The organism is Paracoccus sp. (in: a-proteobacteria) (genome assembly GCF_039808215.1).
In the GTDB taxonomy this organism is placed as follows: domain Bacteria; phylum Pseudomonadota; class Alphaproteobacteria; order Rhodobacterales; family Rhodobacteraceae; genus Paracoccus.
This window is the reverse complement of the sequence record NZ_JBDHSP010000005.1, coordinates 1-13,088: the sequence shown is the minus strand read 5'-3', so window position 1 is coordinate 13,088 and position 13,088 is coordinate 1. Positions and strand designations below refer to the sequence as shown.

Annotated in this window: 13 protein-coding genes and 2 pseudogenes; 5 read left to right on the top strand and 10 right to left on the bottom strand. The window is 69.5% G+C overall.

Going from position 1 to position 13,088, the window contains the following annotated elements; all coding sequences use genetic code 11:
* Positions 1 to 2: 2 nt before the first annotated feature.
* The 3 genes from WMK75_RS03095 to WMK75_RS03085 form a co-directional block, all read right to left on the bottom strand.
* The gene (locus WMK75_RS03095) at positions 3 to 1,385 is read right to left on the bottom strand and encodes a peptidoglycan -binding protein (RefSeq protein ID WP_347266190.1); all 1,383 of its coding nucleotides are present in this window, start codon (positions 1,383 to 1,385) and stop codon (positions 3 to 5) included.
* Positions 1,375 to 2,706 carry a hypothetical protein gene (locus tag WMK75_RS03090; protein ID WP_347266302.1) on the bottom strand — a complete coding sequence of 444 codons (1,332 nt, stop codon included), beginning with the start codon at positions 2,704 to 2,706 and terminating at the stop codon, positions 1,375 to 1,377. Before WMK75_RS03090 ends, WMK75_RS03095 begins: the two co-directional genes overlap by 11 nt.
* Before the next feature lie 264 nt (positions 2,707 to 2,970).
* Positions 2,971 to 3,519: a gamma-glutamylcyclotransferase gene (locus tag WMK75_RS03085; protein WP_347266189.1), complete on the bottom strand. Its 549-nt coding sequence runs from the start codon at positions 3,517 to 3,519 to the stop codon at positions 2,971 to 2,973.
* A 91-nt stretch (positions 3,520 to 3,610) separates the two neighbouring features.
* Between WMK75_RS03085 and WMK75_RS03080 the strand changes: the two genes are divergently transcribed.
* Positions 3,611 to 4,612 (top strand): DUF2125 domain-containing protein, encoded by a 1,002-nt coding sequence (locus WMK75_RS03080; protein ID WP_347266188.1) that lies wholly within the window; start codon positions 3,611 to 3,613, stop codon positions 4,610 to 4,612.
* On the opposite strand, the gene WMK75_RS03075 is transcribed toward WMK75_RS03080, so the two are convergent.
* The 4 genes from WMK75_RS03075 to WMK75_RS03060 all read right to left on the bottom strand — a co-directional run bounded on the left by WMK75_RS03075 (position 4,609) and on the right by WMK75_RS03060 (position 7,863).
* A complete protein-coding gene (locus WMK75_RS03075; protein WP_347266187.1) occupies positions 4,609 to 5,547 on the bottom strand; it encodes a prephenate/arogenate dehydrogenase family protein in 939 nt (312 codons plus the stop codon). The genes WMK75_RS03080 and WMK75_RS03075 overlap by 4 nt on opposite strands.
* On the bottom strand, positions 5,547 to 6,650 hold the full coding sequence (gene hisC, locus WMK75_RS03070; RefSeq protein WP_347266186.1) for a histidinol-phosphate transaminase: 1,104 nt from the start codon (positions 6,648 to 6,650) through the stop codon (positions 5,547 to 5,549). The genes WMK75_RS03075 and hisC overlap by 1 nt, the downstream gene beginning before the upstream one ends.
* Before the next feature lie 120 nt (positions 6,651 to 6,770).
* Positions 6,771 to 7,364: a peptidylprolyl isomerase gene (locus WMK75_RS03065; RefSeq protein WP_347266185.1), complete on the bottom strand. Its 594-nt coding sequence runs from the start codon at positions 7,362 to 7,364 to the stop codon at positions 6,771 to 6,773.
* Positions 7,354 to 7,863 carry a peptidylprolyl isomerase gene (locus WMK75_RS03060; RefSeq protein ID WP_347266184.1) on the bottom strand — a complete coding sequence of 170 codons (510 nt, stop codon included), beginning with the start codon at positions 7,861 to 7,863 and terminating at the stop codon, positions 7,354 to 7,356. Before WMK75_RS03060 ends, WMK75_RS03065 begins: the two co-directional genes overlap by 11 nt.
* A 164-nt stretch (positions 7,864 to 8,027) precedes the next feature.
* Between WMK75_RS03060 and WMK75_RS03055 the strand changes: the two genes are divergently transcribed.
* A complete protein-coding gene (locus WMK75_RS03055; RefSeq protein ID WP_347266183.1) occupies positions 8,028 to 9,224 on the top strand; it encodes a phosphoglycerate kinase in 1,197 nt (398 codons plus the stop codon).
* 7 nt (positions 9,225 to 9,231) lie between these two features.
* On the opposite strand, the gene WMK75_RS03050 is transcribed toward WMK75_RS03055, so the two are convergent.
* Positions 9,232 to 9,429: a hypothetical protein gene (locus WMK75_RS03050; protein WP_347266182.1), complete on the bottom strand. Its 198-nt coding sequence runs from the start codon at positions 9,427 to 9,429 to the stop codon at positions 9,232 to 9,234.
* 126 nt (positions 9,430 to 9,555) lie between these two features.
* On the opposite strand from WMK75_RS03050, the gene WMK75_RS03045 reads away from it, so the two are divergent.
* Both WMK75_RS03045 and ftsY read left to right on the top strand, forming a co-directional pair.
* On the top strand, positions 9,556 to 10,485 hold the full coding sequence (locus WMK75_RS03045) for a class I fructose-bisphosphate aldolase (RefSeq protein WP_347266181.1): 930 nt from the start codon (positions 9,556 to 9,558) through the stop codon (positions 10,483 to 10,485).
* A 136-nt stretch (positions 10,486 to 10,621) separates the two neighbouring features.
* Entirely contained in the window at positions 10,622 to 11,671 is a 1,050-nt protein-coding gene (gene ftsY, locus WMK75_RS03040) for a signal recognition particle-docking protein FtsY (protein ID WP_347266180.1), read from the top strand.
* 59 nt (positions 11,672 to 11,730) lie between these two features.
* Here the strand turns inward: ftsY and WMK75_RS03035 are convergent, their stop codons facing one another.
* Entirely contained in the window at positions 11,731 to 11,961 is a 231-nt protein-coding gene (locus tag WMK75_RS03035) for a hexameric tyrosine-coordinated heme protein (protein WP_347266179.1), read from the bottom strand.
* A 214-nt stretch (positions 11,962 to 12,175) separates the two neighbouring features.
* On the opposite strand from WMK75_RS03035, the pseudogene WMK75_RS03030 reads away from it, so the two are divergent.
* A pseudogene (locus tag WMK75_RS03030) lies at positions 12,176 to 12,520 on the top strand (transposase); the annotation flags it as partial.
* Between the two features lie 42 nt (positions 12,521 to 12,562).
* Here WMK75_RS03030 and WMK75_RS03025 read toward each other — a convergent pair.
* Positions 12,563 to 12,938 (bottom strand): annotated as a pseudogene (locus tag WMK75_RS03025) (integrase core domain-containing protein); the annotation flags it as partial.
* Between the last annotated feature and the right edge of the window lie 150 nt (positions 12,939 to 13,088).

The following is a 13,088-nucleotide window of genomic DNA, read 5'->3' as shown; positions in this document are numbered from 1 at the left end:
GATCAGCGCTCGGTCAGCTTCAGCTCGATGCGGCGGTTCTGCGCCCGCGCCCCGGGCGTGTCGCCCAGGGCCACCGGCCGGGTGTCGGCAAAGCCCGCGGGCACCAGCCGGCTGGCCGGAAAGCCCAGATCCTCGACCATATAGCGCACCACCGCCAGCGCCCGCGCCTGGCTCAGCTCCCAGTTGTCGCGATAGCGCCCCTGCCCCGACAACGGCTGGCTGTCGGTATGGCCGTCGACGCGGATGATCCAGTCGATCTCGGGCGGGATCTCGGTCGCAACCTGTTCCAGCATGCCGGCGACATTGGCCAGCTCGGCCCGTCCCTCGGGCGACAGCGTGGCGTCGCCCGGCCCGAACAGCACCTCAGAGGAGAGCGCGAATCGGTCGCCCACCACCCGCACGCCTTGCCGACCGGCAAGGATCTGCGACATGCGCCCGAAGAACTCCGAGCGGTATCGCGCCAGGTCGCGGGCCTCGGCCTCGGCCTTGCGGCGCGCCGCTTCCTCAAGGCCGCGCTGCTTGCGCTCGGCCTCGGTGGCGCGCAGCAGCGCCAGGTTCAGCTGCCGGCCCAGATCCTCGGCGCGCAGATCGGCGGCCTTGCCGGCGGCGCCGGTGGCATCCAGCACCGCGCGCAGGCTGCCAAGCTGTTCGTTCAGCCGCGCGACCTGCTGGTTCAGCGCCGCGACCCGGCGCTGGTCCTCGGCCGAAAGCGCCTCTTGTTGCGAAAGTTTCTGCTGCGCCAGCGCCAGAAGCCCGGCCTGTTTCTCGGCCTCGCTCGCGGTTCTTTCGCCAAGGTCCTGGCGCGCGGCCTCGGCCGCGGCCAGCAGGGTCAGGGTCTCTTCGGCCTTCTTGCGCTGCGCCTCGAGTTGCAGCGTCGCCGCATCCAGTTCCGCGTCCGAGCGCGCCAGCCGCGCCCGCAGCGCCTCGGCGGCCGCGGCATCGGTCAGCCGCGCCGCCTCGGCCGCGTCCAGCCGGCTCTGGCGGTCGGCATCGCGCCGGCGCAGATCGGCCAGCAGCGCCTCCAGCGCCTCGCGCCGGGCGGCGGCAAGGCGCGCGGCCTCGGCCTGGGCATCGACCTCGGTGCGGGCGCCGGCCAGCGCCTGCTGCGACAGACGCAGCCGCTCGCGCAGGGTGCCAAGATCGCCTTCCAGCGCCGCGCCGCGGTCCTTCGCGGTGGACAGCGCGGTGCTGAGCTCGGCCACCCTCGCGCCCAGCTGGTCCAGCTCGCTGTCCTGGGTGGTGATCTGGTCGCGCAGCACCGACTGCACCAGCAGGAAGATGGTCAGCACGAACATCATCACCATCAGCAGCGCGGTCATCGCATCGACGAATCCCGGCCAGATCGTGGCGGAAAAGCGGTTGCCGGTGCCGCGGCTAAGCCCCATCGCCGCGCTCCAGGCTGCGGATGGCGCGGGTCAGCGCCGCCATGTCGGCGCGCAGTTCCGCCACCAGCCCGTCGCGGCCGCTGGCCGCCTCCTCAAGCAGCCGCCCAAGCTGCACGTCGATCGAGCGCAGCCGCATGCGCGCCTCGGGGTCGTCCTGGGCCCCGGGCCGGCCCTCGGCCAGTTCGACCAGCCGCGCCTGCCCGTCGGCCAGCCGGTCCAGCCCGCGCATGAGCCCCGCGGCGGCCTCGGGCCGCGGCGCGGCGGCAAGCGCGATCAGGCGCTCCTGTCCCTCGGCCAGCTGCTGCAAGGTCGCGGCCAGCCCGGGGTCGTGGCGCGGCGCCGAGAGATCCGCCAGCGCCGCCTGCAGGGACGCCAGCGCCGCGGCACTGGCACCGCGCTCGGCCTCAAGCGTGGCGCCCAGCCGGTCGCGGTCCGCGCCCAGAAGCCCGGCCAGATCCTCGACCCCGCGCGCCAGCGCCAGGGCGCGCCGGTCCGCGGCCGAGGCCTCCTCGTCGCGCAGGATGTCGCGGCGGGTGTAGAATTCCTGCAGCCCCGCCATCTGCGCCTCGATGCGCTCGGCAAATCCCGCCAGCGCCGCCTCGCCCAGGCCCGGGCCCTCGGCGCCGCCCAGGCCGATGCGGGTAAAGCCCGACATCCATTCCTCAAGCTCGCGGTAGAAGCGGTTCTGGCCATGGGTCACGAACAGTTCCAAAAGCCCCACCACCAGCGAGCCCGCCAGCCCCAGAAGCGAGCTGGAAAACGCCGTTGCCATGCCGCCCAACTGCGATTCCAGCCCGGTCATCAGCTTGTTGAACACCTCGATCCCGGTCTCGCCATCCTTGGGCGAGAGCGCGCGGATGGTGTCGACCACCGCCGGCACCGTGGTCGCCAGCCCATAGAACGTGCCCAGAAGCCCCAGAAAGATCAGCAGGTTGGCCAGATAGCGGGTGATGTCGCGCGCCTCGTCGATGCGCGTCGCCACCGATTCGAGGATCGAGCGCGAGGATTCCGTCGAGATCGCCCCGCCCGCCGGCCCGCGCTGGCCCAGAAGCGCCGCCAGGGGCGCCAAGAGCCGCGGCGCGTCGTCGGTTGCCACCTCGGCGCTGGCGTGTTCGGCGGCATGGCGGCGGCGGGCGGCGAAACGCTCGATCCAGCTGACCGATTTCACCAGTTCCGCCAGCTGCCAGAAACAGCCCAGCACGCCCATGACAAAGACCGCAAGGATCAGCCCGTTCAGCCATTCGTTCGAGGCAAAGATCGACAGGATGCGGCCATAGGCGAACCATGCCCCCGCGACGACCAGCGCCAGCACCACCAGCATGAACAGGATCTGGCGCACCGGCTGCGAGAACTGCGGCTGCGCCGGCCCGCTGCCGGCGGCGGAAGGGCCGCGCGTCGCCGCCAGCCTTGCGGCGCGACCCCTGTGGCTGCCGGTCAGGGCGGGCGGGTCACCGGGCGTTTCGTCTTCTGGCGTATCGTCTTTTGGCGTTTCGTCTTCTGGCCGGGACAATCAGCACCTCCGCTTGCCTGCGTCTGCGGCCCGACCTTAGGGCCTCGGCCCGTGGCTGCCAAGCCGTCCGCCGCATCAGGGCCGCGGCATCAGGGCCTGGACGCGGCGCACCAGTTCGGCGATGGCCCGGTCCTCGACGCCGATCTGCGCCAGATGCCGGGCGGTGTTGAACAGATATTCGGCATTGGCGCCGCGCTCGCCGCGGGCGCTGGCGATGATGCGGGCCTGGTCATCGGCGCCGATGCCGCCGGCATACTGGTCATGGTCGTGGCGGATGACATAGGCCAGCGCGCTGACCCCGCGCCCGTCGCGCAGCCGCAGCGGCAGCGCACATTCGGCATAGGCATTGGTGGTCAGTTCACGCGCGCGCAGCCCGGCCAGCACCGCCGCCCAGTCGGGCGCGGCCACGCGCAGCGCCAGCCCGTCGCAATGCGCCCCCGCCCGCGCGTCCAGCCCCAGCACCAGCCCCGGCGCCGCGCGCGTGCCGCGATAGACCACCGAGCGCAGGCAAAAGCTGCGGGCATAGCCCTGCAGCCGGGCGCCGACCGTCTCGGCCACGGCAAATCCCGGGTCCCACATCAGCGAGCCATAGGCAAAGACCCAATGCTGCGGCGCGTCCTCCATCGCCTTCCTCCGCGGCGCTTGCCACTTTCCGACGGCCCAGACTTAGGGCAGGCTTGCGCCGAGGCCAAGCCGCCAATGCCGGAGGAAATCCATGCGCCGCCTGTTTCTGCTGCTGATCCTGCCCCTGCTGGTCCTTTCGGGACTGTGGCTGGGCGCGGAAAGCCTGCTGGTGCGCGGGCTGCGCGGCGGCGTCGGGGACGAGCCGGCGCTGCAGGCCGCCGCCATCACGCCGCTGCGCGATCCGCGCCGCTTTGGCGCCCGCATCGACGACCTGCGCTGGCAGGGGCAGGACCTGGGACTGAGGTTGCCGCAGGCGACGCTCTGGGTCTCGCCGCGCCACCCGACCGAGATGCGGCTGGCACTGCCGCCGCAGGCCGGGCTGGAACTGCGCGGCAGGGCCATGGCGCTGGGGCTTGAGGATGCCGGGGCGCGGCTGCGCCTGCGGCCGCTGCAGGGGCTGGAGGTCGCCTCGGCGCATCTGCTCGCGGGCCCGCTGACGCTGGACGGCGCGCCGCTGGCCGCGGGGCTGCGCGCAGATGCGACTGCCGCCGCGCCGGGCGGGGACGCGCCGGCCGGTGCTGGTTCCGCCTATGATCTGGACATCGCCCTGACCGCGCTGGACCTGAACGCGCTGGCGCCCGGGCTGCGCCTGCCGGGGCTTCTGGACCTGGCCGCGAGCGGCCGTGCCTGGCTGGACCGCCCGCCCGCGGCCATGGGGCAGGACGGTGACCGCCCGCTGCTTGCGGGGCTGCGCATCGACGACAGCGAACTGACCCTGGGCGGGCTGCGCCTGCGCGCCAGCGGCTGGCTGCAGCCCGATGCCCAGGGCCGGCTCGAGGGGCAGATCGCGCTCTACTCGCCGGATTCGCGGCAACTGCTGGCGCTTGCCGCCAATTCGGGGCTGATCCCGCCGGGCATGGTCAGCTTTGCCGGCAACATGATGGAAAGCATCTCTTCCATGCCCATCGTCTCGGCGCGCATGCGCTTTCGCGCCCCTGCCCCGGGCGAGCTGCGCCTGCCGCTGAGCTTTGCCGAGGGTCGGGCCAGCCTTGGGCCGCTGCCGCTGGGGGCGGCGCCGATGTTCCCGCGCTAGGCGGGCTTCGCCGGTTCCGCCGCGCCGGCGCCGCGGCCGAAATCGGGCGCCGCCGTGTCCTGGCCGGCCTCGATGATGCCGCGGCGGATGGCGCGGGTGCGGGTGAAATAATCGTGCAGATGCGGCCCGTCGCCCATGCGGATGGCGCGCTGCAGCACGAAAAGCTCTTCGGTAAAGCGGCCGAGGATGTCGAGCACCGCTTCCTTGTTCTGCAGGAACACGTCGCGCCACATCGTCGGATCGGATGCGGCGATGCGGGTAAAGTCGCGAAAGCCGGCGGCGGAATACTTGATGATCTCGCTTTCCGTCACCCGCTTGAGGTGATCGGCCACCCCCACCATCGTATAGGCGATCAGATGCGGCGTGTGGCTGGTCACCGCCAGCACCATGTCGTGATGTGCGGCATCCATCTGCTCGACATTGGCGCCCATGGCGCGCACCAGCCCGGCGAGCCGCGCCACCGCCGCCTCGTCCCCGCCCTCGGGGGGGGTCAGAAGCCACCAGCGGTTGCGAAACAGCGCCGCAAAGCCCGAGCGCGGCCCGGAATGTTCGGTGCCGGCCAGCGGATGGCCGGGGATGAAATGCACCCCCGCCGGGACATGCGGCGCCACCGCCGCGATCACCGCCTGCTTGACCGAGCCCACGTCGGTCACGGTGGCCCCGGGCATCAGATGCGGGGCGATCTCGGCCGCGACAGCGCCCATGGCGCCCACCGGCACCGCCAGCACCACCAGATCGGCGCCGGCGACCGCCTCGGCCGCGGTCTCGGTGACGCGGCCAACGAGGCCGATCTCGCGCGCGGTGGCGCGGGTCTCGGGGCTGCGGGCATGGCCCACCACCTCGCCCGCCAGCCCGGCCTCGCGCATGGCGAGCGACATCGAGCCCGCGATCAGCCCCAGCCCGATCAGCGCCACGCGCTCATAGATCACGGCCATCAGCTGGCCTCCGCGCGGTCGGTCATGAAGCGGCCGATGGCATGGGCGACGCGCCGGCACGAGGCCTCGTCGCCAATGGTGATGCGCAGGCATTGCGGCAGGCCATAGCCGGCGACGCGGCGCACGATCAGCCCCTGCGCCTGCAGATGGGCGTCGCAGGCCGCGGCGGTCTCGGCATCGGCCAGGCGCGCCAGGATGAAATTGGCGCAAGACGTGTCCGAGGGCACGCCCCGTTCCGCCAGCGCCTCGGCCAGCCAGGCGCGCATGCGGGCGTTCTCGGCCTGACAGCGGGCGACATGGTCGCGGTCGCGCACCGCGGCCTCGGCAGCCTCGAGCGCGGCGGTGGACAGGTTGAACGGGCCGCGGATGCGGTTGAGCACGCCGATGACCCCGGATGCGCCATAGCCCCAGCCGACCCGCAGCCCGCCAAGGCCGTAGATCTTGGAAAACGTCCGGGTCATGAACACATTGGGCAGGCGCGTCGCCAGTTCTGCGCCGCCGTCATAGCCCTCGACATATTCGGCATAGGCGGCATCGACCACCACCAGCGCCTGCGGCACGGCGCGCGCCAGGCGCTCGATCTCGGGCAGGCCGATCATCGTGCCGGTCGGGTTGTTGGGATTGGCCAGAAACACCAGCCGCGTCGCGGGGCTCGCCCCGGCGATCAGCGCGTCGATGTCGGTCACCCGCTCGCGCTCGGCCACCTGCACCGGCGCAGCGCCGGCGGCATGGGCCGAGATGCGATACATCAGAAAGCCGTGTTCGGTGAACAGCACCTCGGTCCCCGGCCCGGCATAGGCCTGGCACAGGAAATGGATGATCTCGTCCGAGCCGACGCCGCAGATGATGCGTTCGGGGTCCAGCCCGTGCACCTCGCCGATGGCGGCGCGCAGGCTGGCGTGGTCGGTATTGGGATAGCGGTGCAGGGCATGGCTGGCGCGGATCACCGCCTCGCGCGCCCGGTCCGAGGGGCCGAAGGGGTTTTCGTTCGAGGAAAGCTTCACGGCGTTCTCGATGCCCGCGACGCTGGAGGCGCCGCCGACATAGGGCGCGATCTCCATGATGCCGGGTTGCGGGGCGATGGTCGTCTGGTTTTGCGACATGGCGGGCCTCTTGCAAGCCCGGCCGTCTTAGCGTCCGCGGCATGGCTTGGAAAGCCTCGTCGCGGCACGCAAGGGCCCCGCGGCGGCGCGCGGTGCCCTGCGGTCACGCAGCGGCGCGGCCTACTTGGCCACCGTCACCTTCAGCATGTAGTCGGGATCGATCACCGCGCCATTGGCGGCGGGATCGCCCTTCTTGATCGCGTTCAGCACGTCCCAGCCGTCGACCAGCTGGCCCACCACGGTGTAGTTGCCGTCAAGGAACTCGGCCGGGGCGAGGTCGATGAAGAACTGGCTGTTGGCGCTGTCGGGGTCCTGCGAACGCGCCATGCCGACGGTGCCGCGCTGAAAGCTCACGTCGTTGAACTCGGCCTTCAGGTCGGGCAGGTCCGAACCGCCCATGCCGGCGCGCGCGGTATCGCCGCCCTGCTTGCCGAATTGCACGTCGCCGGTCTGGGCCATGAAGCCGTCGATGACGCGGTGAAACACCACCCCGTCATAGGCGCCGTCCTGGGCCAGCGCCACCAGGCGCTCGACATGTTTGGGCGCCTTGTCGGCGTAAAGGTCCAGGACGATCTTGCCCTTGGCGGCGCCCTTGGCGTCGGCGACCTCGATCACCAGATTCGGCCCCGGTCCGTCGGTGACGCCTGCCAGCCCCTCGGCCTGGGCGGCGCCGGCGGCCAGCAGCAGCACGGGGATCAGGGCTTTACTGGACATCGGCCGCCACCTTCACCGAGATCATCCGGTCCGGGTTCGCCGGCGGCTCGCCGCGGGCGATCGCGTCCACCGCCTCCATGCCCGAGATCACCCTGCCATAGACGGTATATTGCCCGTTCAGGAAATGATTGTCCTTGAAGTTGATGAAGAACTGGCTGTTGGCGCTGTTCGGGTTCATCGACCGCGCCGCGCCCAGCGTGCCGCGGTCATGCGGCAGTCGCGAGAATTCCGCCGGCAGGTCCGGCAGGTCCGACCCGCCCGTGCCGGCGCGGCCGGGGTTGTAGTTGTTTTCCATGTTGGCGTGTTCCACATCGCCGGTCTGGGCCATGAAGCCCTCGATCACCCGGTGGAAGGCCACGTTGTCGTATTTGCCGGCGCGGGCCAGTTCCTTCATGCGCTCGGCATGTTTGGGCGCGACATCGGGCAGCAGTTCGATCACCACCGGGCCGTCCTTCAGCTCGATGATGACAGTGTTCTCGGGGTCCTTGATCTCGGCCATCGGGGCCTCCTCTCCAGTGTTTCGGCCACAGCCTTACGCATTTCGCGACCGCCGCACAACGTCGCGCTTGTCCGGGGCGGGTTTGCCGGCACAGGTTGACGGGAATGTAATCATGCGGGAAACACCGCACACGGCTGCGTGAGCCCAACAGGAAAGGATGCGACATGGCGGATTTCAACACGATCGACGACCTCGATCTTGCGGGCAAGGTTGTTCTGGTCCGCGTGGACGTGAACGTGCCGGTCGAAAACGGTCAGGTCAGCGACGCCACCCGCATCGACAAGATCGTGCCGACCGTCAAGGACATCCAGGGCCGCGGCGGCATCCCGGTGCTGCTGGCGCATTTCGACCGCCCCAAGGGCAAGCGCGTCGATGGCATGAGCCTGAAGATCGTGCTGCCCGCCCTTTCCGCCGCCCTGGGCCAGCCGGTGAAATTCGCCGATGAGGCCATCGGCGGCCCGGCCAAGCGCGCCGTGGCCGATCTGGTGCCGGGCGATGTGCTGCTGCTGGAAAACACCCGCTTCTATGCCGGAGAGGAGACGAATGACGCCACATTCGCCGCCTCGCTGGCGGCGCTGGGCCAGGTCTATGTGAATGACGCCTTCTCGGCGGCGCATCGCGCGCATGCCTCGACCGAGGGCATCGCCCGGCTGCTGCCCGCCGCCGCCGGCCGGCTGATGGAGGCCGAGCTGAACGCGCTGGACGCGGCGCTTGGCACGCCGCAGCGCCCGGTGGTCGCGGTGGTCGGCGGCGCCAAGGTCTCGACCAAGCTCGATCTGCTGGGCAACCTGATCGAGAAGGTGGACCACCTGGTGATCGGCGGCGGCATGGCCAATACCTTTCTCGTGGCCGAAGGGGTCGAGGTCGGCACCTCGCTGGCCGAGCGCGACATGGCCGAGACCGCGCGCAGCATCCTTGCCCGCGCCGGCAAGGCGGGCTGCCAGATCCATCTGCCGGCCGATGTCGTGGTGGCGCGCGAATTCAGGGCCGGCGCCGCGGCCGAGACCGTGCCGGCCAATGCCTGCCCCGGTGATGCGATGATCCTCGACGCCGGGCCGCAGACCGTGGCGGCGATCCACAAGGTCTTCGAGAGCTGCCGGACGCTGATCTGGAACGGCCCCTTGGGCGCCTTCGAGATCGCGCCCTTCGACGCCGCGACCAATGCCGCCGCGCAAGAGGCGGCGCGGCTGACGCGCGCCGGCGGGCTGATCTCGGTCGCGGGTGGCGGCGACACGGTCTCGGCGCTGAACCGCGCCGGGGTCGCGGGCGATTTCACCTTCATCTCGACCGCCGGCGGCGCCTTCCTCGAATGGATGGAGGGCAAGGAACTGCCCGGCGTCGCGGCGCTGCGCAAGCGCTGAGGCGCGTTCAGCCGGTCTGGGCCGGCTGCACCGCTGCGGGCGGGGCCGGCGGCGGGTTGCGCTCGATATCGGTCTTTTCGGTGTCGAGCGACAGCACGACAAGGAATCCGGCGATGGCCGCCACCACGGCCAGCCCCAGAACGACAAAGAACGGGCGGTTCTGGCGGACCTGTTCATGGATGGTGGCGGGATCTTCGTTTGCCATGGCAACGCCTCCCTGGATGATGCCGGGTCAACGTGCCAGGGCGCCGGCGGGTTCCCGTTAGCGCAATCCCGATTGCCCTTGTCATAGGGTCTGCTAAGCAACGCGCCAGCAGACATGGAGCCCTCGATGCAGATGACCGATACCGTTCGCAAGATCCTCGCCAATTACGAGGGCGAGACGCCCGGCGTGAAAGCCCAGCTGGCGCGCATGCTGATGACCGGCAAGCTGGCCGGCACCGGCAAGATGATCATCCTGCCCGTGGACCAGGGCTTTGAACACGGTCCGGCGCGCAGCTTTGCCCCGAATGCCGCGGGCTATGATCCGCATTATCACTACCAGCTGGCGATCGACGCCGGGCTGAACGCCTATGCCGCGCCGCTGGGCATGATCGAGGCGGGCGCCGATACCTTTGCCGGCCAGATCCCGACCATCCTCAAGGTGAACTCGGCCAATTCGCTGATGTCGAACACCGCGGGCAAGAACCAGGCGATCACAGCATCGGTGGATGACGCGCTGCGGCTGGGCTGCTCGGCCATCGGCTTCACCATCTATCCGGGTTCGGACATGGCGCTCGACATGATCGAAGAGATCGTCGAGATGCGCAAGGAAGCCGCCGCCAAGGGCGTGGCGACCGTGGTCTGGTCCTATCCGCGCGGCGAGGCGATCACCAAGGACGGCGAGACCGCCATCGACATCGCCGCCTATGCCGCGCAGATCGCGGCCCTGATCGGCGCACATGTCATCAAGATCAAGCTCTCGACCGACCATCTGATGCTGGCCGAGGCCAAGAAGGTCTACGAGGACAAGAAGATCGACATCTCGACCCAGGCAAAGCGCGTCGCGCATTGCATGCAGTCGGCCTTCAACGGCCGGCGCATCGTCGTCTTCTCGGGCGGCGCGGCCAAGGGGTCGGAAGCGGTCTATGACGACGCGCGCGCCATCCGTGACGGCGGCGGCAACGGCTCGATCATCGGCCGCAACAGCTTCCAGCGCTCGCGCGAGGATGCGCTGGCGATGCTGCAAAAGCTGGTCGACATCTATCTGGGCAAGGCCTGATCCCAAGGTTTCGTGGGGCGCTGCCCGACACCCCGGGATCTTCAAGCAAGAAAGAACGGGGCGGCCGTTTCAGGGCGCCCTTTTCCTTTTCGGGCAGATTGCCTAGGTTCTGCGCGACAGGTTGAGGGATGGGTGCATGTCGTTTTTTTCGAAACTGCGCGATCGTCTGACGCGGTCCTCGTCGAAGATCGGCGCGGGGCTGGATGACATCGTGTCTGAGGGCGCGGCCGAGGAAACACCGGCACCGACACCCGCCCCGCTCGAGCCCGCGCCGGCCCCAGTTCCGGCCTCCGAGGCCCGTCCGGGCATGCTGGGCCGGCTGTTCGGCCGCGGCACCGAAAGCGCCGAGCCCCGGCGCGAACTTGACGACGACATGCTGGAGGAGCTTGAGGAAATGCTCATCCAGTCGGACATGGGGGTCGAGACCGCGCTGCGCGTCACCGCCAATATCGCCGAGGGCCGCCTCGGCCGGCGCGTCTCGGCAAGCGAGCTCAAGGAACTGCTGGCCGATGAGGTCGCCCGCATCATGACCCCGGTGGCCAGGCCGCTGCCGATCTATCCCAGGCGCCCGCAGGTGGTGCTGGTGGTGGGCGTGAACGGCTCGGGCAAGACCACGACCATCGGCAAGCTGGCCAGCCAGTTCAAGGCCGCCGGCAAGAATGTGGTCATCGCCGCCGGCGACACTTTCCGCGCCGCCGCGGTCGAACAGCTGCAGGTCTGGGGGAGCCGCGCCGGCGTGCCGGTGATGACCGCGCCCGAGGGCAGCGACCCGGCAAGCCTTGCCTTCGACGCCATGACCCGCGCCGAGGCCGAGGGGGCGGACCTGCTGATGATCGACACCGCCGGCCGGCTGCAGAACCGCCAGGACCTGATGGAGGAACTGGCCAAGATCGTGCGCGTCATTCGCAAGAAGGACCCCTCGGCGCCGCACAACACGCTTTTGGTGCTGGACGCGACCACCGGCCAGAACGCGCTGTCGCAGGTCGAGACCTTTCGCAAGCTGGCCGATGTCTCGGGGCTGGTGATGACCAAGCTCGACGGCACGGCGCGCGGCGGGGTGCTGGTGGCGCTGGCCGACCGTTTCGGCCTGCCGATCCACGCCATCGGCGTCGGCGAACAGATCGACGATCTGGACGCGTTCGACGCCCGCGACTTTGCCCGCGCCCTGGTGGGTCTGGGCGACTGAACCCGCTTCTTCGTTCCTCAAATACTCATGCGGCCGTGCCGCCCGCGCGGCGTCGTGGTCTAGTCGCGCCAGTAGTTGTTGGCGGCGGCGACGGTCTGGAAATGCGTGGCGATCACCTGCGACGAGGCGATCAGCTGCTCGCTGTCCTGCTCATAGGCGGCGCGCAGCTTGCCGCGGATCTCGGCCGAGGGCTGCGTCGCCTTGACGCCGAGGCGGGCCAGCTTGGTGGCCAGTTCGAACCCTTCCTGCGGGGTTGCGGTCCTGAGGGTGGGAAGCCAGCTCTCGGCCATGGTCGGATCCTTTCAGCTGAGGTGAACACCAGCGCAGCTTAGCAAGGGAAATTTCCGCCGCAACCCGGGCCGTGTCCCGGGTGATGGTGTAGGAGGCCGCGCGCGGAGCCCCCGGCGTAGCGCAAGCCGCGCGGGCGGGCGCGACGCTGGCGGCCATCGTCGATCTTCGAAGCAGGTTCGGGTTGTGAGACCTGCAACCTGAACGGAGATGACGATGAACGGCGATAGAATGGCGCTGATCGAACTGGTTGGGAAGCGGGCCGATGGCGATCTCGTGTGCGAGATGCTGGCCTTCGCGGCCGAGCGGATCATGGAATTGGAAGTCGAGGCCCGGACCGGCGCGGCAAAGGGGGCACGCTCGCCCCTGCGCGAGGTGCAGCGCAACGGCTATCGCGAGCGGTCGACGGATACGTCGGCGGGACACCCGGGCGGGCAGGATCGCGCTGGAGTTCCCGAAGCTGCGCAAGGGCAGCTATCTGCCGAGCTTCCTCGAGCCGCGCCGCACGGCCAAGAAGGCGCTCGTGGCGGTGATCCGAGGCAGGCTCACGTTCAGGGCATTTTGAACCGCCCCGGGTTTACCGGAGAGTTTCTGGTTCAATGATTAGGCTGCCTTTTGGGCAGCATTCAAGGTTTCGTAGAAGGCCTCCTCTGCTTCGATTGGCGTGACATAACCGATGGCGCTGTGCAGGCGGGCATTGTTATACCAGTCAACCCATTTCGCTACGCGGACCTTCGGTTCAGGGTTTCCCACTCGACCTGGCCAACGGATTTCCAGGGACCGAGGAACTTGATGACCTCGGTCTTGAACATATGAAGGGGACCGTGGCCCCAGTGGGGCCGCGTAAGCCCCGGAATGGATGATGCTTTCCGCCAGGGCCCTCGCCATGGTCCTCGGACCGATGGCGGACCATGGCTCGATCAAAACTGTCCCCGACGCTGCCGACCGAGTTGTCGATGCCTGCCTCGGCCAAGCGCTCGGGTCACGTCCGTCAAGGTGGTGTAAATTCCTGGATGGCCTGAGGGCATGATCAGGCGGCTTTCGTGGTTATGCTGAGAGAGGAGGTGCCGGTTTCTGAGACAGGGGCATAAGGTGGATCGACCGATGAAAAGGACGATCCAGCATGAAG

Coding starts and splice junctions, on each gene's coding strand:
- WMK75_RS03085 (WP_347266189.1), bottom strand. CDS start 3,519: ATGGAGGACGCGCCGCAGCATTGGGTCTTTGCCTATGGCTCGCTGATG.
- WMK75_RS03095 (WP_347266190.1), bottom strand. CDS start 1,385: ATGGGGCTTAGCCGCGGCACCGGCAACCGCTTTTCCGCCACGATCTGG.
- WMK75_RS03075 (WP_347266187.1), bottom strand. CDS start 5,547: ATGGCCGTGATCTATGAGCGCGTGGCGCTGATCGGGCTGGGGCTGATC.
- WMK75_RS03035 (WP_347266179.1), bottom strand. CDS start 11,961: ATGGCCGAGAGCTGGCTTCCCACCCTCAGGACCGCAACCCCGCAGGAA.
- WMK75_RS03055 (WP_347266183.1), top strand. CDS start 8,028: ATGGCGGATTTCAACACGATCGACGACCTCGATCTTGCGGGCAAGGTT.
- WMK75_RS03060 (WP_347266184.1), bottom strand. CDS start 7,863: ATGGCCGAGATCAAGGACCCCGAGAACACTGTCATCATCGAGCTGAAG.
- WMK75_RS03050 (WP_347266182.1), bottom strand. CDS start 9,429: ATGGCAAACGAAGATCCCGCCACCATCCATGAACAGGTCCGCCAGAAC.
- ftsY (WP_347266180.1), top strand. CDS start 10,622: ATGTCGTTTTTTTCGAAACTGCGCGATCGTCTGACGCGGTCCTCGTCG.
- WMK75_RS03045 (WP_347266181.1), top strand. CDS start 9,556: ATGCAGATGACCGATACCGTTCGCAAGATCCTCGCCAATTACGAGGGC.
- hisC (WP_347266186.1), bottom strand. CDS start 6,650: ATGTCGCAAAACCAGACGACCATCGCCCCGCAACCCGGCATCATGGAG.
- WMK75_RS03065 (WP_347266185.1), bottom strand. CDS start 7,364: ATGTCCAGTAAAGCCCTGATCCCCGTGCTGCTGCTGGCCGCCGGCGCC.
- WMK75_RS03080 (WP_347266188.1), top strand. CDS start 3,611: ATGCGCCGCCTGTTTCTGCTGCTGATCCTGCCCCTGCTGGTCCTTTCG.
- WMK75_RS03090 (WP_347266302.1), bottom strand. CDS start 2,706: ATGCTGGTGGTGCTGGCGCTGGTCGTCGCGGGGGCATGGTTCGCCTAT.